Genomic DNA, 25,720 nt, shown 5'->3' with positions numbered 1-25,720 from the left:
CCCTGACCGTCCGGACCCGCGATCGCAATCGTAGGACTTCGAACGCCAGGCCCGGGGGTGGTTGACATCCCGCGGGCGGGCCGGCCAACATCACGCGTCATGAGCACGATCGAGATCGACGTACTGGTTGTGGGCGCCGGCCCGACCGGCCTCGCGCTCGCCCACGAGCTGCGACGCCACGGCCTGCGCTGCCGGGTCATCGACCAGGGCGAGGGGCCCTCGATCTGGTCCAAGGCGCAGGCGATCCACGCGCGCACGCTCGAGCTGCTCGAGCGCGCCGGCATCGCCCAGGATCTGCTCCGCGACGGCAAGCGCATCCGCCAGGTCAATATCTACGGCGCCGCGGGCCGACGGGTCGCCCACATGGAGATCGAGGGCCTCGATACCGCCTATCCATATATCTACAGCCTGGCGCAGCGCGACACCGAGATCGTGCTCGCCCGCTGCCTGGAGCGCGCCGGCGGGGTCGTGGAGCGCCAGCTCCGGCTCGCCCGCTTCAGCCAGGACGAGCACGGCGTCGACGCGACGCTGGTGCACGCCGACGGCCGCGAGGAGGCCGTGCGCGCCGCCTGGCTGGTCGGCTGCGACGGCGCCCACAGCACCGTTCGCCACGCGCTCGAGCTGCCCTTCGAGGGCTCGAGCTACGAGGTCCGCATCATCCAGGCCGACGTGCGCGTCGACCTGCCGATCCCGGCCGAGGACGACGAGGCGGTCGTGTTCTTCGGCGAGGGGGCCCTCGTCGGTCTCCTGCCGCTGCCCGGCAAGCACCGCTATCGCATGCTCGTGCCGCGACCGCCCGGCGACGAGACCGACGCCACCCTGGAGAACTTTCAGCGCATCTTCACCGCGGTCGGCCCGCCCGGCGCGGTGGTCGACGACCCCGCGTGGATGATCGCCTTCCGCCTGCACTGCCGAATGGTCGGTCGATACCGCGTCGGCCGCGTCTTCCTCGCCGGCGACGCCGCCCATATTCACAGCCCCGCGGGCGGCCAGGGCATGAACATGGGCATCCAGGACGCATTCAACCTGGCGTGGAAGCTCGCGCTGTGCCACCACGGCCGCGCCCGCCCCGAGCTGCTGGATTCGTACCACGCCGAGCGTCACCCGGTCGCCGCGGCCACCCTCGCCGGCACCGACGCGGCGACCTCCGGCCTCGCCTTTAACCTCGGCCTGCGCAGCCACACCGCGCTCGAGCTGCGCAATCGCCTGGTCGGCTTCGCCACCAGCCTCGGCTTCCTGCGCCGCAAGCTGTCGCGCGCCGCCTCGATGCTCGACGTGCATTATCCCGGCAGTCCGATCGTGGCCCAGGATCGGCCCTCGCTGCTCGGCGCCCACGTGTTCGGCCAGCGTAGCGACGAGGCGCCCTTCGTGCGCGACTGGTTCCACTTCGGCCACGGGCCCGCCCCCGGCGACCGCGCCCCCGACGTCTTCGATCCCGAGATCGAGGATTCGCCGCGCCTGTTCGCCGCGTTCGACCCGCTGCGGCACACGCTGCTGCTGTTCGACGGCGCCTCGGCCTCCGAGGCGGGGTACCGCGGCTTCGTGGCCCTCGCCGAGCGCCTCGCGGCTCGCTTCCCCGGGCTCGTGGCCGTGCGCATCGTCGTGCCCCACGACGAGCGCCCCGCGCCGCTCGCCGCGTGGCCCGGCGAGGTCCTGCAGGACGCCGACGGACGGATCCACGAACGCTACGGCGCTCGCTCGGAGTGCCTCTATCTCGTCCGCCCGGACGGCTATGTCGCCTATCGCTGCCAGCCCGCCGACCCCGACAAACTGGTCGCATACCTCGAGCGAATCTTCGTGTAGCGGCACCGGTCACGGCGCGTGCTAAGGTCCGCGCCCCGCCGTGACCACCGCCGTCATCGCCGAAAAACCCTCGGTCGCCCGTGACATCGCCGCTGCGCTCGGCGCCACGCGGCGCGGCGAGGGCTGCTTCACCGGCGAAGGCTACGTCGTGACCTGGGCGATCGGCCACCTCGTCGCGCTCGCCCAGCCCCACGAGATCGACCCCGCGTGGAAGCGCTGGAGCCTGAGCACGCTGCCGATGCTCCCGAGCCAATTCCCCCTGGTCGTCGTCCCCGACACCCGCGATCAGTTCACGGTGGTGCGCCGGGTCCTCTGCGATCGCTCGGTCACGCAGGTGATCTGCGCGACCGATGCCGGCCGCGAGGGCGAGCTGATCTTCCGCTACATCTACGAGGCGGCCGGCTGCACGAAGCCGGTCCGCCGCCTGTGGATCTCGTCCCTCACCCCCGACGCGATCCACGACGGCCTCTCGCGCCTGCGCAGCAGCGACGAATACGACGGCCTCGCCGACGCCGCCCGCGGCCGCAGCCGCGCCGACTGGCTGGTCGGCATGAACCTGTCCCGCGCCTACAGCCTGGTGTTCGACCAGGACCTCTCCGTCGGCCGCGTACAGACGCCGACCCTGGCGATCCTGGTCGAGCGCGAGCTGGCGATCCGCGACTTCGTCCCGGAGGACTATCGCGAGGTCCAGGCCCGCTTCCAGCCGACCACCGGCACGCCCGTCGCCTATGTTGGCACATGGTTCCGGGCGCCGACCCAGGCCCCGACCTGGGGGGAGCGCAACGACGATGCAACCCCACGCAAGCGACTGCCGGCCGACGGCGTGGAGGCGGCGGCGATCGTGGCCCGGGCGCTCGCCGGTCAGGCCGCGATCGCCTCGGTCAAGGCCGAGACCCGGGCCATCCCACCGCCCCTCCTCTACGACCTCACCGAGCTGCAGCGCCACGCCAATCGCCTCTACGGCCTGAGCGCGCAGAAGACCCTGGACGTGGCCCAGGCGCTGTACGAACGGCACAAGCTGATCAGCTACCCGCGCACCGACAGCCGCCATCTATCGACAGACATCGCGGCGACCCTCGCCGCGGTCACCGCGGCGATCGGCGGCCGCTACCCCGGCCTCCTGGCCCCCGGCACCGGCGAGACGCCGCTCGGGCGCCGCTTCGTCGACGACGCCCGGGTCAGCGATCACCACGCGATCCTGCCCACCGCCACCCCGGCCCGCGCCGGCGCGCTCGCGGCCGACGAGCAGAAGATCTACGATCTCATCTGCCGGCGCCTGCTCGCGGCCTGGCACGAGGACTACGTATATTCGGCGACGACCGTCATCACCGCCATCACGTCGCCGGAGCCGCAGCCGATCGTCGACACCTACGAGAGCCGCGGCACCGCGATCCAGAAGCCGGGCTGGAAGCTGCTCGAGGTCGGTTACGGCAAGCCGGCCGTGAAACCCCGCGGCAAACCCGGCACGGGCACGGAAACACAGGACCCCGGCGATCAGGCGCTGCCCGCCGGCCTCGCCCGCGGCCAGCCGCAACAGGTGCAGGGCGCCACCGCAGTCGCCAAGCAGACGCGCCCCCCGCCGCGCCACAGCGAGGGCACCCTGCTCACCGCGATGGAGACCGCGGGCCGGACCCTCGAGGAGAAGGAGCTCTCGGACGCGCTGCGCGACCTCGGCCTCGGCACGCCCGCGACGCGCGCCCAGATCATCGAGACGCTTCTGCGCCGCGAATATATGATCCGCGACGGCAAGGCGCTCGCGGCCACGGACAAGGGCATTCATCTCATCTCGGTCGTCCACCCGGAGGTCAAGAGCCCCGCCATGACCGGCGAATGGGAGGCCAAACTCCGACGAATGTCGCGCGGCGACGGCGACCTCCCGACCTTCATGGCCGGCATCGAGTCCTTCGTCCGCGGCGTCATCGACCGCGTCACCTCGGGCGGGTCGCCCACCCCGACCCCACCGCACAGCGCCGGCCCAGGCGAGCGGCACCCCCGTGCCAACGCGAGCGCCACGCCACGCGAGCCGAAGATCAGCGAGACTCCCCCCGCCCGCACCACTGCGAGCGAGCCCACCCCAACGCCACCCCCGCGCCGCGAATTGGCGCAATCCAGCAGCACCCGCGTGGACGACCTGCACGGACTGCTGCGCTCCCGCTTCGGCTTCCCGGCGTTTCGCCCGCACCAGGAGGCGGTCTGCCGCGCCGCCACGCTCGGCCGCGATCTCTTGCTGGTGATGCCGACCGGCGCCGGCAAGTCGCTTTGCTATCAGCTCCCGGGCATCGCCCGCGGCGGCACGACTCTGGTCATCAGCCCGCTCATCGCCCTGATGGAGGATCAATCCTCGCGGCTCACCGCCCTGGGCCTCCGCTCCGAGCGCATCCACTCGGGCCGCGGCCGCGCCGAGTCGCGCCAGGCCTGCGTCGATTACCTCGCGGGCAAGCTCGACTTCCTGTTCATCGCGCCCGAGCGCCTGCGCGTGCCCGGCTTCCCCGAGATGCTCGCCCGCCGCACACCGGCGCTGATCGCCGTCGACGAGGCGCACTGCATTTCGCAGTGGGGCCACGACTTTCGCCCGGACTATCGCATGCTCGGCCAGCGCCTCCCCATGCTGCGCCCGGCGCCGATCATCGCCCTCACCGCGACCGCGACCCCCACCGTCCAGGACGACATCGTCGCCCAATTGGGCCTGCGCGACGCCGGCCGCTTCATTCATGGCTTTCGCCGCACCAACATCGCCATCGAGGTGCTCGAGCGAAACCCGGGCGAGCGCGCCGCGGCGATCCGCGAGCTCCTGTCCGAGCCCACCCACCGGCCCGCGATCGTCTACGCCGCGACCCGCAAGAGCGCCGAGTCGCTGGCCCGCGCCATCGGTCCCCGCCTCGCCGCGGCGTACCACGCCGGCATGGCGAGCGAGGACCGCGATCGCGTCCAGGCCGCCTTCCTCGCCGGCCAGCGCGAGGTCATCGTCGCCACCACCGCGTTCGGCATGGGCATCGACAAGGCCGACGTGCGCACCATCATCCACGCCGCGCTGCCCGGCAGCCTCGAGGGATATTATCAGGAGATCGGCCGCGCCGGCCGCGACGGCGCCCCCGCGCAGGCGATCCTGATGCACGCATACGTCGACCGCAAGACCCATGAATTCTTCCATGAACGCGACTACCCCGATCCGCTCGAGCTCGCGGCGATCCACGCGAGGTTACCGAGGACCGCGACGGCCCGCGCCGCGCTGAACAAGAAGCGCAGCCGCGCCGCCCGCGAGGCGTTCGACAAGGCCCTGGAGAAGCTGGTCGTCCACGGCGGCGCGATCGAGTCCGGCGACGACGAGATCATGAAGGGCGCCGCCAGCTGGGGCCCGGGTTACGCGGCCCAGCGCGAGCACCGGCGCAGCCAGCTCGAGATCATGGCCCGCTTCGCTGGATCGCACGACTGCAGGATGGTGCATTTGATCCGTCACTTCGGCGATCAGGAGGACCACGGCGCACCCTGCGGTATCTGTGATGTGTGCGCCCCGGATCGCTGCATCGCCCAGGAATTTCGCACCCCGAGCGCCAGCGAACAGGTCCACGCGGCCCGCATCCTGGCGGCCCTGGCCCGCGCCGACGGTCAGGCCAAGGGCCAGGCCAAGGGCCAGGCCACGGGGCGGCTCCACCTCGAGACCTTCCCGGACGGCGACGTCGATCGCCACTCCTTTGAACATCTGCTCGGCGGCCTGGTGACCGCCGGCCTCGTGACGCTCGCGGCGGCCTCATTCACCAAGCGTGGCAAGGTCATCCCATTCCAGCGCGCGACCCTCACCGCCGCCGGGAGATCGCACGATTGGACCGCGACCGGGCTGCTGCTCCCGAAGCTGAGCGCCGCGAAAGCCGGGCGACCGACACGGCGCAGCACCGCCAAGCGCAGCGCCAAGCGCAGCGCCGCCAAACGCAGCACCACCAAACGCAGCACCACCAAACGCAGCGCCGCGAAACGCAGCACCGCCACGCGCAAGCGAGCGCCCGCCGCCGGGAGCGAATGACGGCATGTACCGCATCCAGCGACACCGCAGCCGCTGCTGGGAACACCCCGCCTGCCCGCTGCAGCGGCCCTCGGAATCACCCGCAGCTTCGGGTAGACTCCCGGCATGCGCTTCGCTCCCTACGCCTCTCTCCTCGCGCTGGCCGCCTGCGGCGACTCCGGCAACACCACGCAGTCCTCGGACGCCACCGGCAACACCCAGTCGCCGACCGGCGTGAGCACGGACGAGCCGACCACCACGCCGACCAGCGGCACGCCGACCACCACCGCCGGCACCGCGGACACCGGCGGCAGCGCGACCGAGGCCATGACCGGCGGCAGCACGAGCGTCGCCAGCACGAGCGCCACCGAGGCCACCACGGCCACCAGCGCGACGAGCACGGGCGAGGCCTCCAGCGGTGGCGTCCTCGACACCACCACCGGCCAAGGCAGCACCACCGGCGGCATGGACACCGGCGTCGACACGGACTGTGGCGGCGGCGACATCCAGTTCTCGTACATCTGGATCTCCAACTCGCCCGAGGGCACCGTCTCAAAGATCGACACCGAGACCCTGATCGAGGTCGCACGCTACCGCACCGGCCCGCAGGGCTCCGATCCCTCGCGCACCTCGGTCAACCTCAAGGGCGACGTCGCCGTCACCAACCGCGACGGCAGCATCACGAAGATCGGCGCCATCGACGATCAGTGCAAGGAGAAGAACGGCCAGCCGGGCATCCAGACCTCCTCCGGCCCCAACGACGTCCTGGCCTGGGGCGCCGACGAGTGCGTCCTGTGGAACACCCTGCTGATGCCCGCCTCGCGGCCCGCGGCCTGGACCTCCGGCGAGCTCATCGATCCCAACAACCCCTGCTCCGGCTTCACGGGCGAGAAGGTGTGGACCTCGGCGCCGACCGGCAACGACGCCTTCGTCTACATCCTCGACGGCGAGACCGGTGCGATCCTCGATCAGGTGCTGGTGCCCGGGGCCAACGGCGGCCTCGGCATCTACGGCGGCGCCGTCGATCAGAACAACGACTTCTGGGGCGTCACCTACTCCGCCGGCCCCCTGGTCCACGTCGACTACGACACCATGATCGCCGAGACCATCCCGCTGCCGATCGGCAGCGCCTACGGCTTCACCGTGGACGCCAAGGGCCGCTCGTGGGTCGGCGGCTGGGACGGCAACCTCCAGCGCTACGACCCGGTGGCCAAGTCGTGGACCAAGGCCATGATCCCGCCGCAGTATCCGGTCCTCAGCCGCGGCATGAACGACACCAACGGCGAGCTGTGGATCGCCGCCCTGTTCGAGCCCCAGGGCCTCCTCCGCATCGACACCGACACCGCCACCTTCATCGAGCACATCGGCGCCGCCACCCTCGTCGGCATCCAGGAGCCCACCGGCGCCAGCATCGACGTCCAGGGCAAGATCTGGCTGGTCGACCAGTCCAAGAACGGCGGCGGCGCGTTCGTGTACAACCCGATGACGAAGATGGCGAGCTGGGTCGGCGGCCTCAACGGCCCCTACACGTACTCGGACATGACCGGCTACGCGCTCAAGAACGTCGCCCCGCAATGAACCAGCGAGACCGCCGCGCGCTCCTGGTGTGGCGCGGCGCCGTCAATCCCGAACCTCGCGCCCAGCCGCGCCCGAGGTTCGGGATTGACGGCTGGCGGGCACTTGTCGACCATCCAGGCATGCATCGACTCATGGGTAGGACCGTTCTGATCGTCGCGTGTGCGACCGGGCTCGGCGGCTGCGGCGACAGCGACAACGCGACCACCGAGAGCCCCTTCACCACGATGACCCCGTCGAGCACGAGCCCGCAGTCCTCGACCGGCGAGGCGACGGAGCCCACCAGCGACACGCCCACCAGCGACACGCCCACCGGCACCGCGACCGACGCCGCCACGACAGACGCCTCGACGACGGACGCGACCACCGACGCCTCGACCACCGACGCCTCGACAACCGCGAGCACCGGCGTGCAGCCAGGCTGCGGCGACGGCAACGTCGACCCCGGCGAGGCCTGCGACGACGGCAACGACATCGACACCGACGCCTGCACCAACGCCTGCAAGGACGCCGTGTGCGGCGACGGCATCCTCGGCCCGGGCGAGGCCTGTGACGACGGCAACCAGATCGACGACGACGACTGCACCAACATGTGCGCCGCCGCGTCCTGCGGCGACGGCAAGCTGCAGCCCGGCGAGGACTGCGACGACGGCAACATGGTCGACACCGACATGTGCCTGAACACCTGCAAGACCGCCAAGTGCGGCGACATGGCGGTCCAGGCCGGCGTCGAGGAGTGCGACGACGGCAACCTGACCGACACCGACGCCTGCCTGAACACCTGCAAGGCCGCCAAGTGCGGCGACATGGTCGTCAACGCCGGCGTCGAGGACTGCGACGACGCCAACATGGTCGACACCGACGCCTGCCTGAACACCTGCAAGGCCGCCAAGTGCGGCGACAAGGTCGTGCAGGCCGGCGTCGAGGACTGCGACGACGGCAACATGGTCGACAACGACGGCTGCTCCAACACCTGCAAGGGCCTCTCGACCAAGAGTTGCAAGGCGATCCTCGCGGCCCAGCCGGGCGCGAAGAGCGGCCTCTTCATGCTCGACAGCGACGGCGGCGGCCCCAACCCGCCGTTCCAGGCCTACTGCGATATGACGATGGAGGGCGGCGGCTGGACCCTGATCCTGAACCGCAACGTCAACTCCGACAACACCGGCCAGCCCGACATCAACCTGGCCAACGGCGCCTTCGACAACACCCGCGCGACCAACTGGAACTACGACGTCGACCTGTTCTGGACCGACGCCACCGAGTTCGTGTTCGCCGACAAGCAGAACGACAACTGCAACGCCTGCACGATCTCACAGTACGACTCGGCGCTCCGCTCCACCAAGCCGGGGATGCCCGGGTACTCCAACGCGTGCCCGGGCGTCTCGGCGGCGGTCAACGTGAAGAAGCTGGTCGGACCGCAGGCCGGCATGGCCGGCAACGCCTATCAGTGCGGCACGAGCCTCGGCTGGGGCAACTGCGGCGGCAAGAACTGCCACTTCGGCGTCCACCACCAGGACACCGATAACGATGGCTTCTGGTCGCAGAACCTGTGGAATGAGATGCACTTCCCCTCGGCCTATTCGAGCTACAAGAGCTACGGCAATTACAATCAGGAGCCGAGCGCGTGGTGCCGCAGCTGCGGCGGCGGGCTGGCCGCGATCCTGAACAACTCGAGCACCTGCTGCCAAAACAGCTCGGCCAACGCCAAGGCGCGCTGGACCATCTGGGTCCGCTAAAGCTCCACATCGCGCGGCCGGCCCGCAGATCGACGCGGGCGACCCGCGCTGCTTGCAGGAAGCGGCGCATGTGGGCTCCCCCGCGCGGCCCGCCCGGTTACACTCGCGTTGTGGGGCGCACCGCCATTCTCCTCAGTCTCGCTCTCCTGTCCTGCCAGGGCCCGACGGCCGCGCCCGACGCTGCCGCGACCACACGGCCGCCGTTGCCCGACACGCCGCTGCTGCGCCTGATGCAGCGAGCCATCGCGGACTGCGAGGTGTCCGACAGCGGCTCGTTCGCCAAGTGCCAGGACGGCTATCGCTACTTCGACGACATCGGCGCGCTCGAATGGGAGGACCTGCACGCCGCGCTCGCGCTCGAATGTCGGCTGCTCAGCGAGCCCGATCCGGAGCTCGCACGCCTGGCGCTCTCACGCCTCTCCACCACCACCGGGGCGTTGAAGCGCGGCGGTCGGATCGCCGAGGTCGCCGACGAGGCCCTGCTCACCTGCCTCCGCGAACAGGCCGCCACACCCGGCTCGCTCAACGGTTTCCTCCTCGTCGGCGTCTATACTGAATTCGCGGTCGGACTCGGGCGCGACGACGAGATCCTCGCCTACCTCGGCGGCCTCGCCGACCGGATCTGCGCCGGGTCGGCTACCATAGCCTGTGGAAGTTCGCCGGCATGCGCCTGTGGCCCACGCTCCAGCGCATCATCGCCGAAGCCGACGACGACACCGCGGCCGCGGTCATTGGCAGCTGCGGCGACGACGAGGTCACGGAGGACGAGCAGAAGACCCTGTGCACGGCCTTCGCGGCGTGGCTGCACGACCCGCGGCCGCGGGTGCAGCAGAGCGCCGCGTCGCATATCGGCTACCGCTGCGCACGCTACCACCCCCAGCTGCTCGCGCTGGTCCGCGCCCAGCTCGCCCGCGGCGGCATGAACGACGACCTGCTGCTGCCTGTCAGCCACCTCGCCGAGGAATGCGTCGAGGTCGGCTCCGACACCTGCGACGAGGCGGCCGATCTGCTCGAGTCGATCGCCCTCTCGTCGACCGCGCAGGTCGACGCCCGCGAGTTCTCGCTCCACGCAGTCGGGCGGCACGACCGCAAGCGGGGCCGCGATCTGGCTCAGCGCCTGCGCAGCGACGCCGAGCCCGGCGTCGCCGAAGCCGCCGCATACGTGCTGTCGCAGTGACGCCGATCCGGTATAACCCAGCGACCGAGCGACATGCCTGAAGACCCCACCCTCACCTTCGTGCCGCGGCGCATCCTGAGCTTCACCCGCGACGCCGACGGCGACTGGGTGGCGCGCCTCGAATGTGGCCACCGGCGACACATCCGCCACCGCCCGCCGCTCGCCGACTATCCGTGGATCACGGATGCGGCGGCGCGCGCCAGCAAGATCGGCGCACAGATCGAGTGTGAGCGCTGCGCCCGCGCCGAGCTGCCAGACGACGCCGCCGCATATCGCACGACCACCGTGTTCGACGAGACCACCCTCCCCGCGGGCCTGCGCCGCGATCACACGACCGCCGCGGGCGTGTGGGGCCGCGCCGAGGTGCTCGCCGGGCGCCTGCGCTTCGTGATGCCCGCGCTCGCTATGGACCAGATCATCGCGGCCGGCGACCACGCGATCATCCCGCCCGGGCTCCCGCACCACGTCGAGCCGCTCGGGCCGCTCCGCTTCCAGGTCGTTTTTTTGCGCGTCCCTTCGCCGATCGAGCCGGCCCGGTAACGTCACCGCCACGGCGCCACCACCCCGATCGGGTTATCCTGCGCGCCACCGCCATGCACATCCACACCATCCACCACTTCATGACGCCCTCGCCGGAGACCATCGCGGCCGACCTCACCCTCACGCAGGCGCGCGAGCGCATGTATCAGCTCGGCGCCCGCCACCTCCCGGTCGTCGACAACGGCGAGCTCGTCGGGATCCTCAGCGACCGCGACATCGCCCTGGCCGACAGCCTGTCCGGCGACCTCGATCGACTGTCCGTACGCCAGGCCATGACGGCCCAGCCGTTCTCCTGCGGCCCCGAGGCGCACCTGCACGCGGTCGCTGCCGAGATGGCCGCACACAAGTACGGCGCCGCGATCGTCGTCGACCGCGAGCATCCCGGTCACGTCGTCGGCCTGTTCACCACCACCGATGCACTGCGGGCGCTCGCCCAGCTCACCGCGCACGCCTGACCGGCGTGCCCCGATCCCGACAGAGCTGTCGCGGTGAGGCCACAAATGCGGCCAGGATGGGTCCTGGAGGGCAAGCGGCGGCTGGCACGAGTCCTGCTATTCGGGGCCAGCCCAGGACCAAGCCATGCTGACCACCCGCCTCGCCCTCGCCCTCGCCCTCCTCCCCACCCTCACGCTCGCGGCTGGCTGCGACAAGGACCCCTCCGACCCGAAGGACGGCAAGGACCCGATCGCCGACTCCGAGGGTGAGGCCGAGACCGACCCGACCGACGGCGACGGGATGAGCAGCACGAACGAGTCCGAGTCCGAGTCCGGGTCCGGGTCCGAGTCCGACGGCACGACCGGCGAGCCGCTGCCCCCGCCCGAGCCCAAGCCCGCCCCCGCCCTGCCCTGTCCGGGCCTCGAGTACCCCTACGATATGCCCTGCACCACGGCGGACGGCGTCGAGGGCACCAGCGTCTGCGTCGCCGTCGGCGACGCCGAGGTGTGGACCGAATGCAGCGTCGAGGTCGCGTGCACGCCCGGCGACAACTGGGACATGGGCTGCATCGGTGAGATCTGTGCATTCGATGGCGAGCAGCTCTACCTGTATTCGTGGAGCGAGCCTAACTGCGACACGCCGCTGGTCCTCAACTTCGACGGCGCCCCGCTGCGCTTCGAGGCCGCGGCCGCGGCCGCCTTCGACATCTCCGGCGTCGGCGCCTGCCTCAGCACGGACTGGCCGACCCTGCCCTGGCTCGCGCTCGACCGCGACGGCGACGGCGAGATCGCCAGCGGCCGCGAGCTGTTCGGCAGCGGCACCGTGCTCGCGGCCGGCGGCCGCGCCAGCCACGGCTTCGCGGCGCTCGCGGAGCTCGACGCCGACCGCGACGGCAGCATCACCCCCGCCGACCCCGCCTTCGCCGAGCTCGTGCTGTGGTCCGACCACGACGACGACCGCCGCGGCGAGCTCGCCGAGCTGGTCCCCGTCAGCGCCGTCGACCTCGTCGCCATTCACCTGGACTTCGACCGCCGCAGCGAATGCGACGACCGCGGCAACTGCGGCCGTGAGCGCGCCCGCTTCGAGTTCCGCGGGCCGACCGGCGAGCTGCAGAGCGGCGAGGTCGTCGACGTATATCTCGCCTGCCAGTGAAATAGACAGAGTGAAATGTGAAGAGCGGCGGCCCGACGCGGACGACTCTACCTTGGGACCGTTATTGTTACAGCCGCCGTTCCGTCGCTCGATCGCGCCTCGCAAGCCGTCACCGTCGTGGCCACCAGCAGCGCCGCACCCACCAGCCGCGCGAGGCCCCAGCGCGGCGCCCGGGCCGGGCCGCGGACCCTGCTGACGTCGAGCACCGCACGTACGCGCCCCCGCAGGCCGCCCGCGGCGACGCGTCCGGCTCGCTCGAGCTGCGCGCGGGCCAGGGCGACCAACTGCGCCGCATAGCTCGAGGGCGGCACCCCGGCCTGCAGCACCGCGTCATCGGCGGCGTCCTCGGCCCGCGCTCGCAGCCGCCGCAGCGCCGACCACGCCAGCGGACAGACCCAGTACAGCGCCCGCGCGATCGCCCCTGCGGTGAGCAGCAATACGTCTCTGCGAGCGACGTGGGCCAGCTCGTGCGCCAGCAACGATCGCCGCTCGCGATCCGCCAACCCGAGCATCACGCGCGGCACGACGATCGCCGGGCGCCACGCGCCGAGGACCTGCGGCACGCGCAGCTCGTCGCTGACACGCAGCTCGACCGGACACGAGGCGGCCGGCAACGCCCGCAGGCTGGCCTGCCACCCGGGCTCGCACAACAAGCGGCTCGCGGCGCGCAGGCGCCGGGCCTGCAGCGCGCCGTGACCGAGGCGCAGCAGCAGCGCCAGCGTGCCCGTCGCCCACACCGCGAGCAGCGTCGCCGCGCACCACGGCGCCACCGCGATCGCCGGAGCGCCGAGGGCCAGGCGCGTCAGCGGCAACGCCAGGGCCACCGCGATCGCCAGGGCCCACAGCCCGCGCCGCGTCGCCGCGCTGCGCCGGCGCAGACAGACCTCCAGCGCGAGGGCCAGCCCGAACACCACGGTCCCCGCGAGCTCGAGCGCGGCGAGCCACCGCAGCGCCGACAGGGCCTCGATCATCTCAGCGGCCCTCCTTGCGCGCCTGTTCGATCATCTCGCCGAGGTCGTCGAGCTCGGCGACCGTCAGCTCGCGGCCGCCCAGGTCGAGCAGCGCCGCCACCGTCTCGGCCTTCGACCCGCCGAAGAAGGTGTCGACCAGGTGCGCCAGCGCCGACTTGCGCACCCGCTCACGGCTCTGCGTCGGCGTGTACACGTAGCGCGGCCCGTCGGCGAGATGGCGCAGGTGGCCCTTCTCCTCGAGCACCCCGACCAGCGCCCGCACGGCCGAGTAGCTCGGCGGATCGGGCAGCTCCTCGAGCACCTCGCGGATCGTCACCCGCCCGCGCCGGTGGGCGATGTCCATGATCTGCCGCTCCCGCCGACTCAGCGGATCTTGTCCGGACTTGCGTCGTGGCATCGAATGTGCTGTTTTTCTAGCACCATGCTAGAAAATCAGCAACCCACCGCCGCGGCCCGCCGCTGGCTGCTCTTCGCGGGCGTGTGCGCCGCCGCGCTCGCCCTCGACCTCGGGACCAAGCAGTGGGTCTGGGACACGCTCCGGCCGCCCGCGGGCAGCCCGCTGGTCGTGTGGCCGCGGGTGCTCGAGCTGGCCTTCGCGTACAACGAGGGCACGGCCTTCGGCGTGGTCCGCGAGGTCGGCGAGCGCCCGCTGTGGCTGCTGCTGGTCGCCGCGCTGATGCTCGTCTGGGTCGCGTGGCTGGTCCGCGCGCCGGGCACCCGCCGCGCGGGCATCATCGGCGCCGCCATGATCGTCGCGGGCACCCTCGGCAACCTCCACGACCGCTTCTTCCGCCTCGACGATCTTGGCCGCCGCGGCGTCGTCGACTTCATCAAGGTCTACTACCCGTGGGCCGACCCCTGGGGCGCCAGCTGGCCGAGCTTTAACGTCGCCGATGCATGGCTCGTCGTCGGCGTCGCGCTGATCCTGCTGTGGGGCTCGCGGCGCGTCACCGCGGCGAAGAGCTAGCCCCCGCGGTCGGCGAAATCGCGCGAGGATTTGCGGTAGCGGCGGTCCGCGCACCCGGATATGTCATGGACATGCTGTCGTCGCGTCTCTGGCCCGCCCTCGGCGGGCTCGCGCTGCTCCTGCTCGGAGGCACGGCCAGCGCGGCCGACTGTGAAGGCCCGCCGGAGTGCTGCGTCACGCGGGTCGATCAGGCCGCGTCGCCGCTCCCGACGCGGGTGCGACTCGGGCTCCGGGTGATGCGGATCGAGAAGATCGTCGAGCAGGACGGCAACTACTCGGGCGAGCTGACGCTGACCCACAAGTGGCCCGCGGGCGGGCTGCGGCCGAGCCCCCAGCCGCGCAACGCCGTCGATGTCGTCACCTCGCTCGACGAGACGCACCTGCGCGACGGCCACTGCTACCGCGAGCGGCGGCTGGTCGGCACCTTCCAGACCTGGTTTCGCCTGCGCCGCTTCCCCTTCGACCGCCACTCGCTGCGCCTCAACCTCGAGGACCGGCAATACACGCCCGAGCAGCTGCGCTACGAGCCGGAGCTGTGGCCCAACACCATCTCGGTCGACGCGCTGCGCGAGCTGACGGCGTGGACGATCCCCGCCGCGCCGCACATCGAGGAGATCAAGGTCTCCACCTTCGCCTTCCCCGCCGAGGCCCCCCACCCGCAGCTGATCCTCGTGCACATCCCGGTCGTGCGCCATTCGTGGTTCTACATGACACGCTTCTTCGTGCCGCTTCTGCTGCTCGTCGCCATCGCGTACTCGATCTTCTGGGTGAAGCCCGACGACCTCGGCAGCTCATCGGCGATCGGCATCACCTGCATGCTGTCGATCATCGCATTTCAGCTGTCGCAGGCCGACACCCTGCCGCGCGTCCCGTACCTGACGATCGCCGATCGGATCTACACCATCTGCTACATCCTGATCGCCGTGGCGCTCGCCTGCGCGGTGCTCGAGGCCCACTGGGCGCGCAGCGGCCAAGAACGCCGCGCCGAGAGCGTGGACCGCATCGGGCGCAAACTCTTCCCGCTGGTCTTCGTCGTCGCCTGCCTCGCCAGCACGCTGTGGGGCTGGTACGCCAAGAGCGACCAGGACGCCGACGTGTTCGTGCCCGCCGCTCCCGACGCGCCAGCCGGCGAGCGCTGACTCGCGACCACGCGATCGTGGCGCTCACTTGCGCGGCTTGGGTGCCTTCTTGGTGTTCTTCTTCTTCTTCTTCTTGTTCTTCTTCGCGGGCTTGGTCGTCGGCGCCGGCGGCACGACGATCGTCTCGGGCGCCGCCGCCGGCACCAGGGCCGCGACCGGCGGCGCGGTTGGCAGCGACGCGGGTGGTGGCGGTGAAACCTCGATCGCTGCCGGAGCCGGCTTCAGCGGGGGCGGCGGCTCGTCCAGACGGCAGCGCCGGATCCACAGCGCCGCGGCGAGGCTGGCGATCCCCGCCGCCACCAGGAGCTGCCTGCGTGGCAGCTCGCGCCGCGGCCGCGTCGGGGCCGGTGCCACCGGCACGGCCGGCAATTCCTGGGTGATCGGATCGTCCTCGTAGAGCTCCTCGTCGACCTGGAACAGGTCGCTCAGGCTGATGTCGACCTCGACCTCGTCCACGACCTCGTCGGGCTGGGCCGTGGCGAACCAGTTCTGCACGGCCGCCGCCTCCTCCGGGCCCTCCTCGTCGAGGTACCACGGATACTCAACGTCGCCGATCATGCGCCGAAGGAACTGCTTGACCGCCAGGGTCGACACCCTGACCTCGTGCTTGTAGGCGAAGCGCTCGAGGTCCTCGGCGAGCTCGAGCGCGGTCGAATAGCGATCCTCGCGGGCCAGCGCCAGAGCCTTGAGGATGATCCGCTCGAGCTCGGGCGCGATGCCCGGGCGGCGCGTCGACGGCGGCGGGACCTCGCCCTTCGCGATCTGATCCATGATCGCATACTCGTTCTCGCCGTCGAACAGGTGCGTGAGCGTGACGAGCTCATACAGGAGGATGCCGATGGCGAACACGTCGCTGCGGCGATCGATCGCCTGGTCGCCGACCTGCTCCGGCGACATATAGGCGACCTTGCCCTTGCGCGTCCCGTCGAGCGTGAGCCGCTTCGGCGACAGCACCTTGGCGATGCCGAAGTCGACCATCTTGACCTCGCCGTTGTAGGTGATGAACACGTTGCCCGGCGAGACGTCGCGGTGCACGATGCCGAGCGGGCGGCCGTCGACGCGGCACATCTCGTGGGCGAAGTGCAGGCCGGCGCACACGCAGAGGATGATCGTGAGCGCGTGCCCCAGCGGAAAGTCCCCGCCGCGGGCCCTCGCCACGTCGAACAGCCGCCCGAGGTCGGCCCCGTGCAGGTACTCCATCGTGAAGTACAGGCTGCCGTCGGCCCGGCCCATGTCGTACACGCGCACGACGTTCGGGTGGTCGAGGCGCGCCGCGATGCGGGCCTCGATCAGGAACATGGTGACGACATCCCGGTCGGTCGCGAACTCCGGAAGGATCCGCTTCATCACGACCAGCTGCTCGAGCCCCTCGATCTCCGTGTCCTTGGCGATCGCCAGGTACAGCTCGCCCATGCCGCCGACCGCCAGCAGCCGCAACAGGCGAAACCTGCCGGCGATCAGCGGCAGCGGCGTTCCCTCGGCGAGCACGGCCGCCGATGGTACCGCGCCCGCCCACGATCGACGCAATTCGCGGCCAACGCGAGGATGCGCCACTCGCGCGGACTCGATATCGCCCAGCTCGACACTCCCGGCCGCGACGCAGTCACTGCCGCGGCGCGGTCACTGCAACACGCACACGCCGGCCTGGCACGCCGGCTTCACGTCCGTGCACAGGAACACCTGCGGACAGTTGATCTGGTCCGGCGGGAGGTTGCACTGCATCACCTGCGCGATGCAGGCCTTGTGCGCCGGTACCTCGTCGCCGCCCGCGTTGCACGGGCAACAACCCGAGCTGGTCTTCACGCAGTCGGTGTCCTTCATGCACGTGCAATCCCCCCCCTGGGGCACACAGGTCCCGCCGCCGCAGTCCTCGGTGCACGCGCCCGGCAGCCCCGTCTGCGGGTCGCAGCTGCAATTCGAGGGCACGCAGTCGTCCACCACCTGCTCGCAGTCGAAGCCGCCGTCGCAGCCCGACTTGAAGCAATTGGGCTGCTTGAAATCTGCGCACAGGTCGACCCCGCCCGAGCTCCCGCCCGAGCTGCTGTCCGGCGCGCCCGTCGTCGCCGTCGTGCCGCCCGTCGTCGCCGTCGTGCCGCCCGTCATCGCCGTCGTCGCGTCCGGTCCGCTGCTGTCGCCAGCGCTCGTGCTCAGGCCCGACGATGCGCCCGTCGACGCGCCGCCCGTCTGCCCTTGACTGTCGCTGCCGCTGGCGCTCGTGCCCTCGGTGACCGCCGGGCTGCCCGTCGTCGGGTCGACCGCAGTGACCGTCCCGGTCGTTCCGCCCTGGCTGGCGGACGACCCGCCAGGGTCGCCGCCGCAGGCGAGCGTGAGCGTGAGGACCAGGAATGCAGCTCGTGTCATGAACATGATCCTGCATCATCGCGCGACCCTGGCTCGCTCGCAAGCCCATGATGGTGCGCAGGGCCATGCCGCGCCCGCACCGCGGATATCGGGGATAAGGGGGAATTTGGGCGATCTGGGGGGACTCCGAATGCGCCGCATTCGTGCGAAGCCCGGGCACCAGGGCCAGTGATGGACTAGGCTCGGTGCATCATGACCCAGGCGCAGCACGACCCGCGAGATCCGCTGAACTCGGTGAACCCGCTGAACTCGGTGAACCCGTCGATCTCGGTGAATTCGATCATCGGCGTGATCGCCGGTCAGGGCGCGCTCGGCGTGCAACAGGCCGCTCAGGCGCTGCACGAGGCCGGGGGCAAGCATCTGCTGGGCGACGCGCTGCAGGCCGGAGTGCGGCGGGTCTGCACCCGCAGCGCGGTCGACACTGTCGCATTGCTCGCGCCAGGACTCCTGATCGAGAGCACGACGGCCACGCTCGTGGGGACCACCGCCCTGCCAGCCGGGCTGCGCTCGTTCATCGCGCCGGCCGGGGTGGTCGTCGGCCAGACGGCGAGGGCCGCGGCGGGTCAGGTGCTGCGCAGCGCGCTGCGGGCCGGCGGCGTCGGCATGGCGATCGACGGGGCGATCGGCGCGGTCGTCGGCCTGCGGGCGTATCGCCGCGGGACCATGACCGGCAAGCAGGCGTGCGTGCACACGGCCGTCGAGGCCGGCACCGGCGCCGTGTCGACGGCCACCGGCGTCGTCCTGGCGGCGGGGATCATCGCCCTCACCGGCGGCCTCGCGGCGCCGGCTGTCCTGGCGATCGGCGCCGGCGGGGCCCTGGCGACCAAGCTCGGGCTCGGGCTCGGCATCGGGCGGCTGCGCCAGCGCACGCCCCCGGCCACACCCGCGGCCACGCCCCCGGCCACGCCCGCGGCCACCGCGTAGGCGTGCATCGCAGCGCGCCCGGGCCCCGTATTTCGCGGAGCCTGCGCTGTCTCGCCGCCTGCGCCAGCGACCGCGTCCCGGAGCTTCCGGCCCGACACCACACGCAGAAGCTTGCCCGGCAGCGCGAGCCGGCGCATTTGCCGTGCATCCGTCGGTGCTGCCACTCCTCATCACCCTCGCGCTCGCGGCTCCAAGCACGCCCGGGCCGACACCAGGCGCCATCCCACCCGAGGCGACCGCCCACGGCGGCCCACCAGCGCCGCTGCAGATCGAGCGCGTGAGCGTCGTGCCACGTGCAGCTGTTCCCAGCTCTGGCGCACCGACGCCGGCGCAGGACAACGGACCGATCCACGAGCCGCTGATGCGCCGCAGCTTCCGCTTCTACCCGCTGCCGCCGCTCGGCCTGCACCCGATGTCGGTGTTCGCCGAGTCGCGCACGCCCGGCACGCCCCGCGGCGGCCGCGGCGAGCCGTCGGGGCGCGGCGAGCACCGCATCCTGCCCCTGCCCCACTTCAGCGCCCAGCCGCAGATCGGCCCGATGTTCGGCGGCTCGGTCAATTACTCCTATCGTCGGCCCGGCCAGGAGTTCAACGGCGCATATGTGCAGGCCTGGTCGCAGGTCTCGACGCGGCTCGTGCAGAACCACAACCTCAGCGCCCGCCTGCGCGACCTCATGAACCACAACGAGGTGCTGCAATTCGGCGCCCTGGCGATCCGCGATCCGGTGTTCCCGTACTTCGGCGTCAACAACCACCAGAACCTCTCCGGCTCGCAGCTGTCGGGGCCGTACAACTGGATCCATATGGACAACTACGGCGGGTGGTTCACCTACCAGCACCCGCTGTGGCAGCTGCAGCGACCCGGCCGCGCCCCCGGCCTGCTGCGCCACTATTCGGGCGTGTTCTACTTCGTCGACGTCATCCGCGCCCTGCCCGGCAGTCGTATGGCCGAGGACGAACCGCAGCGCGTCGGCATCGAGCGCCGCGGCATCGTCCGCCTCGGCCTCAGCTGGGACAGCCGCGACAACGACTGGAGCCCCAGCGAGGGCAGCCTCGTCGACCTCACCCTCGACTTCGCCGGCCGTTCCACCGGCTCGACCAGCAACTGGGGCCGCGTGCACCTGTCGGCCCGCAACTATCTGCAGCTCGGCACGCCCGATCTGCTGCTGGCGACCCGCGTCACCTTCGACGCGCTGTGGGGCACACCGGCCTTGATGGCCCTCGGCGAGCTCGGCGGCCTCAACCCGGTCGACGCCTACGGCGGCGCCTTCGTCGGCCGCGGCTTCGTCCGCCGCCGCTTCATCGGCAACGTCAAGGCGATGGCCACCGCCGAGCTGCGCTTCACCCCGCTCGAACGCAAGCTCCGCCGGCACACCGCCGGCCTCGGCTTCACGCTGTTCGGTGAGGTCGGCTCGGTGGCGATGAACCCCATCGACCTCTACAAATCGGTGTACCCGACCGGCGGCCCGGGGCTCCTGATGATCTGGGACCGCTTCGCCGTGTTCCGCGTCGAGGCCGGCTTCGGCCGCGAGGGCGCGGCGCTCTACGTCCAGGCCGAGCACGCGTTCTAAAGCGACCTCAATCGAGGTCGTAGTGCCCGCCGTCGAACTGACGCTCGAGCGTCGCGCAGCGATCCGCCGCGGCGCACACCTCGATCCGCTCCCCGGCCAATCTACGCACTTCGAGCACCTGGCTCGCCCCGACCGGGAACGCCAGCCCGAGCGCCGTCGGGGCCACGCCCGCCACCACTGCGTCGGCGTAGTACTCCGGCCGCAGCGTCACCGTGAAGCGATCGACGGCCACATACTGCACCTCGATCCGCGCATACACCGTGGCGAACTTCCCGTCGGCCGCGCCGGCCCACACGTGCCCCAGGCTCCGATTCAGGTCGAGCTCGAGCAGGTCGCCCGCCTGCCAGGTCGCCTTCGGACGATCCGGGAACTCCATCTGCGCCCGGCGCCAGCGGGCGACCAGCGCCGGGGTCGTGCGCGTCAGCGTCGCACACGCCACCCCGCACAGCTCGACCTGCGCGTCGCCGATCCGCCGCAGCTTCAGCTGCGTCGCCTTGCCCGGCTCGAATTGCACACCGAGCATATCGCGCGAATCGATGAAGCCGCCGTATTCGTGGTGCTTGCGGCACGAGCTGACATAGCGGCCCTTCCAGATGCGCTCGGTCGCCAGCTGCAGCGCGAACCCATCGCCCTCGGCAACGACGCTGGCCTTGCCCATCACCATCACCTTGGGCTCATCGCCGAGATCGCTGAGCTCGAAGTCGCCGTTGGCGAACAGCTCGAGGCACACCCTGTCGCCGCGCCACCAGCCGATCAGCGCCGCCGGCGAGGCTGGCGTCGAGGCAGCCGCCGCGACGGGCGTCGCTGCGTCCACGGCGACGGGCGCCGCGGGCGGTGTTACGACGGGCGTCGCGGGCGGTGTTACGACGGGCGTCGCTGGCGACGTCTCTGCCGGCGACATCTCTGGAGGACGCGGCGCTTCCGGGGGACTTGCGACCGGTGGGGCCGTGCTCGGGCCGGCCTGACCGTCGCAGCTAGCAATCCACGCGAGCCCCACGCACGCGAGCCCGAGGACACTGCAGATGGATCTTCCGCGCGACATGCCGCGCCACGATACACCGTCACCCGACCACGGGGGCGCCACCACGTTCACCGAACGCGACGATACGGCCGATACACGGGCGCCCACATCTCGGCCCGCAGGCGCCGCTGCAACTCCTCGTCGCTGCAAGGATCGGCGACCCCGTCCGCCTGGGCCTGCCGCGCGACCGCAGCAGCCACCGTGAGCGCGACCGAGCGCAGCTCGGCCACGGGCGGCAGCAGCGGCGCGTGCGGGTCGCTCCGCGCCGGTGACAGCGTGGCCAGCGACCGGGCCGCGGCCATGAACATCGCATCGGTGACGCGCCGCGCCCCGACCGCGAGGACCCCGAGCCCCACGCCCGGAAAGATGTACGAGTTGTTGGTCTGGGCGATCGGCACCTGTCGACCCGCCCACAGCACCGGCGGGAACGGGCTGCCGGTGCCGATCAGCGCTCGACCCTCGGTCCATCGCATCAGGTCCTCCGGCGTCGCCTCGGCGCGCGACGTGGGATTGGACAGCGGGAAGATGACCGGGCGCTCGACCTGCGAAGCCAGCATTCGCACCGCCGCCTCCGAGAACGCCCCCGGCTGACCGGACACCCCGATCAGCACCGTCGGCCGGGCGTTCCTGGCGACGTCGAGCAGGCCGATCGCGCCGGGCTGCTCGAGCTGCCACCCCGCCAGCTCGTCACGCGCCCGCGCGAAGGGCCTCTGCGCATGGCGCAGGCCGGGCATATCGTCGACCAGCAGCCCGTCGCGATCGACGGCGAAGAAGCGCCGGCGCGCCGCCGGCTCCGGCACGCCGGCGTCGATCATCGCCCGCAACAGCAGGTCGGCGATGCCGCAGCCGGCCGAGCCCGCCCCCACGATCGCCACCCGCTGCTCGGACAGCGGCACCCCGGTCACCGCGATCGCCGAGAGCAGCGTGCCCGCGGCCACCGCGGCCGTGCCCTGGATATCATCGTTGAACGAGCACAGCCGATCACGATAAATATCGAGGAGACGCCCGGCGTTGTGATTGGCGAAGTCCTCCCATTGCAGCAGCACGTCGGGCCAGCGCCGGTGCACCGCGGCGACGAATTCAGCCACGAATGCATCATATTCCGCGCCGCGCACCCGCGGGCTGCGCCAGCCGACATACAGCGGATCGGCGAGGCGCTCCTGGTTATCGGTGCCGACGTCGAGGAAGATCGGCAGCGTGCGCTCGGGGTGGATGCCCGCGCAGGCGGTGTACAGCGAGAGCTTGCCGATCGGGATCCCCATCCCGCCGGTGCCCTGGTCGCCGAGGCCGAGGATCCGCTCGCCATCGCTGACCACGATCACCCGCACCCGATCGAGGCGCGGGCTCGCCAGGATGCTGGCGATGCGAGCGCGGTTCGGGTAGCTGAGGAACAGCCCGCGGGGTCGGCGCCAGATCTCGCTGAAGCGCTGACAGCCCTCGCCGACCGTCGGCGTGTACACGAGCGGCAGCAGCTCCGCCGCGTGACCGACCAGCAGCGCATAGAACAGCGTCTCGTTGATGTCCTGCAGGTCGCGCAGGAAGGCGTAGCGCTCGAGCGGATTGTCGCAGGCGCGCAGCGCCTTGAGCCTGCGCGTGACCTGCTGCTCGAGGCTCCCGACGTGCGGCGGCAGCAACCCGTGCAGCTCGAACGCGTCGCGCTCCTCCTCCGTGAACGCGGTCCCCTTGTTGAGCAAGGGGTCGTCCAGCAGCTCAATGCCCGTGCGACCGGTCTCGATCGTGTCGTCCACGCCCATCATGCGGATCATCGCCGGCATGGTAACCGATCAGCGAGCCGGCGCCCGATCGCGGGGCAGGGCCGGTGTATGCCATCACGCCTCGTCGGGGGCGTAACGCCTCCAGGCGGGTCGCAGAGGCGTCCTGGTGGCCCACGGGCGGACCGGGGTGGCCCGCCCGTGGGCCGGCCTCGGGACCAGCGGTGCGGCGTTCCGAAGCAATCCCACCGACTTCTTGAGCGATCGCGCGTGGCCGTGCGCGTGCAGGCCTCCACATAATTCCGGGCTCCGCATAATCGCCGCACCCGCTGAAGCCCTCGAGCTTGGCCCTCACGAACTCGGGCAGCGGACCCTACCCGCTATCCTCGAGGCGCACGAGGAAACCCGGGAGGTGCCGCCGCACGAGCACCGCCGCGTCGCAGTCGTGGGTCTGGCGCGGGACGTAGGTGCCCGGCCGTGCGCATGCAGGCATGACGCCCGCCTCTGCATCCGCACGGCCACGCGGCGACGCTCACGAAGCCGCCGAGATTGCTACGCAACAGCCCAGGGGGCGACGCTGCCCGGCCGCGCGCCGCACGACGGTGGGGGGGCTCGCCGCCCCTACGCGCCGATCCACGAGCGGGGGATGCCTGGCGCGATCATGGCATCTTGCAGCGCACCGGTCACCAGGCCTAGTCTGCCAGCCGTGGCGCCTGGGCGCCGGGAGGTTTGGAAGATGGCGAAGTTACGCACGATATCGATGGCCGAGATGAAGAGCCACACGTTGGCCAAGCCGTATGTCCCGTCGGTGACGGGCCTCAAGCGCGGCGACAGCGGCGTGCAGGTCGATCGCCTGCAGCAATACCTGCAGAAGTTCGGCTATCTCAACGCGGGTGCCCGGACCGCCGGCTTCGACGACTCGACGGAGCAGGCGCTGCGCAAGTTTCAGCGGCTCAATCATCTGCCGGAGACCGGCACGCTGGGCGACGAGACGCTCGCGAAGATCAGTCAGCCGCGCTGCGGATTCCCGGACTCGGGCGGCGCGAGCGGCCCGCTCGGCGAGTTCACGCTGCAGGGCGGCAAGTGGAACAAGACCAACATCACGTACTCGTTCGCTAACACCACCGCCGACCTGACTGAGGCCGAGGTCAAGCGAGCCTTTTACCAGGCGCTCCTGCTGTGGGCCGAGGTCACGCCGCTGACGTTTAACGAGGTCGCGGCGGGTGGCGCCGCGGACATGATCCTGCGCTTTGCGCCCGGTGACCACGGCTGCGGCTACCCGTTCGACGGCCCGAGCGGCGTGCTGGCCCACGGCTTCTATCCGCCGCCCAATGGTACGTACCCGGGCGACATCCACTTCGACGAGGCCGAGACTTGGAGCGTGAACACGCCGCCCACCGGCTTCGACCTGACCACCGTCGCGGCCCACGAGATCGGGCACGCGCTCGGCCTGGCGCATTCATCGATCAACGGCGCGCTGATGTACGCCTACTACGGCGGCGCCCACCGTAACCTCGAGAGCGACGACATCAGCGGGATCCAGGCGATCTACGGTGCCGTCTGGCGCCAGCCGAACTGGCGGTGGTGCAGCAAGTGCGAGGGCCTGCACTTCGGAGGCAATACTCCGGGGCGGTGCCCGGCCGGCGGCGGACACATCACGACGGGCAGTGGTAACTACGCGTTGGCCCATAACACATCGGTCGTGCCCGGACAGAACAACTGGCGCTATTGCAGCAAGTGCGAGGGCCTGCACTTCGGAGGCAATACCCCCGGCGTATGCCCGGCCGGCGGCGGGCATACTGCCGCGGGCAGCGGGAACTACACCCTCGCGCACGAGGACAGCACCGCCAACGGTCAGAGCAACTGGCGCTATTGCAACAAGTGTGAGGGCCTGCACTTCGGGGGCAATGGCCCCGGTGTGTGCCCGGCAGGGGGAGGCCACATCATGAACCCCAGCGGGAACTACACGCTGTTTCATCTGTGAGCGCGTCCTGACGATGCACGCTGCCCAGCGCGAACGACGGCGCCGGGCGGCGGCGCCGCGATCGTCCGACGCGAGCGACTTATGCCGTGATGCTGGTCTCACCCGTCCCGTGCTTCCGGGAACCCGGCGACCCTCCTCGTACCCTCACTCCTTGTCGGAGGTCCCGTCGGTCGTGTCGTTGGTTTCCTTGGGGGCCGCGTTGGCCTCGGGGGCCTCGTGGACCTCGGTCTTTTCCTTACTGAGATCGACATTGGGGCTAACTTTCACATTCACCTCGGCGTTTCCCCCCCGGCCATTCACACTATTGCCTCCTGTTGCACAGGATGCCAGTACTAGGACCAATACACTCACTGCGAATTCGACCTTCATAGTTTTCCTATTGTCACTGACACATGATTCCCCATGGCTGGCCCCACATTGGGCAGAATCCCTGGCAAGCGACCGGCGACGAATAGCCAGATGCGCATCGGCCATCCTTGTAGCTGCCGGGCTGCGCCGGTCCCCAACAACCACAGCCTACAACCGGCTGCATTGGCGCTCCCGCTCCGGTTCCCTGGTTGCCTCCTCCGCCGTTGAAGTAGACGTTGACCGGAATCTCCAGCTTGGCGTTTCCACCGTTGCCCTCGACGCTGTTGCCTCCCGTCACGCAGCCGCCA

General features: G+C 70.8%; 20 protein-coding genes. 13 read left to right on the top strand and 7 right to left on the bottom strand.

The annotated features are described in order from the left end of the window. Window positions 1–99 precede the first annotated feature (99 nt). The 8 genes from IPJ59_RS37075 (at window position 100) to IPJ59_RS37040 (ending at window position 12,415) form a co-directional block, all read left to right on the top strand. On the top strand, window positions 100–1,803 hold the full coding sequence (locus tag IPJ59_RS37075) for an FAD-dependent monooxygenase (RefSeq protein WP_293275870.1): 1,704 nt from the start codon (window positions 100–102) through the stop codon (window positions 1,801–1,803). A 40-nt stretch (window positions 1,804–1,843) separates the two neighbouring features. Beyond that, complete coding sequence (locus IPJ59_RS37070) at window positions 1,844–5,821, top strand: DNA topoisomerase 3 (RefSeq protein WP_293275869.1); 3,978 nt, start codon at window positions 1,844–1,846, stop codon at window positions 5,819–5,821. Window positions 5,822–5,926: 105 nt separating this feature from the next. Further along, entirely contained in the window at window positions 5,927–7,378 is a 1,452-nt protein-coding gene (locus tag IPJ59_RS37065) for an NHL repeat-containing protein (RefSeq protein WP_293257868.1), read from the top strand. Between the two features lie 131 nt (window positions 7,379–7,509). Continuing rightward, window positions 7,510–9,111: a DUF4215 domain-containing protein gene (locus tag IPJ59_RS37060; protein WP_293275868.1), complete on the top strand. Its 1,602-nt coding sequence runs from the start codon at window positions 7,510–7,512 to the stop codon at window positions 9,109–9,111. Window positions 9,112–9,775: 664 nt separating this feature from the next. Beyond that, complete coding sequence (locus tag IPJ59_RS37055) at window positions 9,776–10,288, top strand: hypothetical protein (protein WP_293275867.1); 513 nt, start codon at window positions 9,776–9,778, stop codon at window positions 10,286–10,288. Window positions 10,289–10,321: 33 nt separating this feature from the next. Further along, a complete protein-coding gene (locus IPJ59_RS37050; protein ID WP_293257859.1) occupies window positions 10,322–10,828 on the top strand; it encodes a DUF3565 domain-containing protein in 507 nt (168 codons plus the stop codon). 53 nt (window positions 10,829–10,881) lie between these two features. Beyond that, complete coding sequence (locus IPJ59_RS37045; RefSeq protein WP_293257856.1) at window positions 10,882–11,283, top strand: CBS domain-containing protein; 402 nt, start codon at window positions 10,882–10,884, stop codon at window positions 11,281–11,283. 124 nt (window positions 11,284–11,407) lie between these two features. Beyond that, entirely contained in the window at window positions 11,408–12,415 is a 1,008-nt protein-coding gene (locus IPJ59_RS37040) for a calcium-binding protein (protein WP_293275866.1), read from the top strand. A gap of 47 nt (window positions 12,416–12,462) precedes the next feature. Here IPJ59_RS37040 and IPJ59_RS37035 read toward each other — a convergent pair whose 3' ends face one another. Both IPJ59_RS37035 and IPJ59_RS37030 read right to left on the bottom strand, forming a co-directional pair. After that, window positions 12,463–13,386, bottom strand: coding sequence for a M56 family metallopeptidase (locus IPJ59_RS37035; RefSeq protein WP_293275865.1), 924 nt, complete (start codon window positions 13,384–13,386; stop codon window positions 12,463–12,465). 1 nt (window position 13,387) lies between these two features. Then, window positions 13,388–13,783: a BlaI/MecI/CopY family transcriptional regulator gene (locus tag IPJ59_RS37030; protein ID WP_293257847.1), complete on the bottom strand. Its 396-nt coding sequence runs from the start codon at window positions 13,781–13,783 to the stop codon at window positions 13,388–13,390. Between the two features lie 24 nt (window positions 13,784–13,807). On the opposite strand from IPJ59_RS37030, the gene IPJ59_RS37025 reads away from it, so the two are divergent. Together IPJ59_RS37025 and IPJ59_RS37020 are read left to right on the top strand one after the other, a co-directional pair. Further along, a complete protein-coding gene (locus tag IPJ59_RS37025) occupies window positions 13,808–14,353 on the top strand; it encodes a signal peptidase II (protein WP_293275864.1) in 546 nt (181 codons plus the stop codon). A gap of 71 nt (window positions 14,354–14,424) precedes the next feature. Further along, window positions 14,425–15,492: a ligand-gated ion channel gene (locus IPJ59_RS37020; RefSeq protein ID WP_293257841.1), complete on the top strand. Its 1,068-nt coding sequence runs from the start codon at window positions 14,425–14,427 to the stop codon at window positions 15,490–15,492. 24 nt (window positions 15,493–15,516) lie between these two features. Here IPJ59_RS37020 and IPJ59_RS37015 read toward each other — a convergent pair whose 3' ends face one another. Together IPJ59_RS37015 and IPJ59_RS37010 are read right to left on the bottom strand one after the other, a co-directional pair. Continuing rightward, a complete protein-coding gene (locus IPJ59_RS37015) occupies window positions 15,517–16,980 on the bottom strand; it encodes a serine/threonine protein kinase (protein WP_293275863.1) in 1,464 nt (487 codons plus the stop codon). A 132-nt stretch (window positions 16,981–17,112) separates the two neighbouring features. Further along, window positions 17,113–17,859: a hypothetical protein gene (locus IPJ59_RS37010; protein ID WP_293257835.1), complete on the bottom strand. Its 747-nt coding sequence runs from the start codon at window positions 17,857–17,859 to the stop codon at window positions 17,113–17,115. Between the two features lie 186 nt (window positions 17,860–18,045). Between IPJ59_RS37010 and IPJ59_RS37005 the strand changes: the two genes are divergently transcribed. After that, window positions 18,046–18,777 carry a hypothetical protein gene (locus IPJ59_RS37005; RefSeq protein ID WP_293257832.1) on the top strand — a complete coding sequence of 244 codons (732 nt, stop codon included), beginning with the start codon at window positions 18,046–18,048 and terminating at the stop codon, window positions 18,775–18,777. A 154-nt stretch (window positions 18,778–18,931) separates the two neighbouring features. Continuing rightward, window positions 18,932–20,347 (top strand): BamA/TamA family outer membrane protein, encoded by a 1,416-nt coding sequence (locus tag IPJ59_RS37000; RefSeq protein ID WP_293275862.1) that lies wholly within the window; start codon window positions 18,932–18,934, stop codon window positions 20,345–20,347. Window positions 20,348–20,354: 7 nt separating this feature from the next. Here IPJ59_RS37000 and IPJ59_RS36995 read toward each other — a convergent pair whose 3' ends face one another. Both IPJ59_RS36995 and IPJ59_RS36990 read right to left on the bottom strand, forming a co-directional pair. Next, complete coding sequence (locus IPJ59_RS36995; protein ID WP_293275861.1) at window positions 20,355–21,161, bottom strand: hypothetical protein; 807 nt, start codon at window positions 21,159–21,161, stop codon at window positions 20,355–20,357. A gap of 275 nt (window positions 21,162–21,436) precedes the next feature. Then, the gene (locus IPJ59_RS36990; protein WP_293275860.1) at window positions 21,437–23,134 is read right to left on the bottom strand and encodes an NAD-dependent malic enzyme; all 1,698 of its coding nucleotides are present in this window, start codon (window positions 23,132–23,134) and stop codon (window positions 21,437–21,439) included. Between the two features lie 682 nt (window positions 23,135–23,816). On the opposite strand from IPJ59_RS36990, the gene IPJ59_RS36985 reads away from it, so the two are divergent. Beyond that, on the top strand, window positions 23,817–25,064 hold the full coding sequence (locus IPJ59_RS36985) for a matrixin family metalloprotease (protein ID WP_293275859.1): 1,248 nt from the start codon (window positions 23,817–23,819) through the stop codon (window positions 25,062–25,064). A 144-nt stretch (window positions 25,065–25,208) separates the two neighbouring features. On the opposite strand, the gene IPJ59_RS36980 is transcribed toward IPJ59_RS36985, so the two are convergent. Next, window positions 25,209–25,337 (bottom strand): hypothetical protein, encoded by a 129-nt coding sequence (locus IPJ59_RS36980; protein ID WP_293275858.1) that lies wholly within the window; start codon window positions 25,335–25,337, stop codon window positions 25,209–25,211. Window positions 25,338–25,720: the final 383 nt, after the last annotated feature.

The sequence above is a fragment of the Nannocystis sp. genome, from assembly GCF_016714285.1.
In the GTDB taxonomy this organism is placed as follows: Bacteria; Myxococcota_A; Polyangia; order Nannocystales; family Nannocystaceae; genus Nannocystis.
Note: the sequence above shows the minus strand (reverse complement) of the source record. Positions and strands in the feature narration are given on the sequence as shown.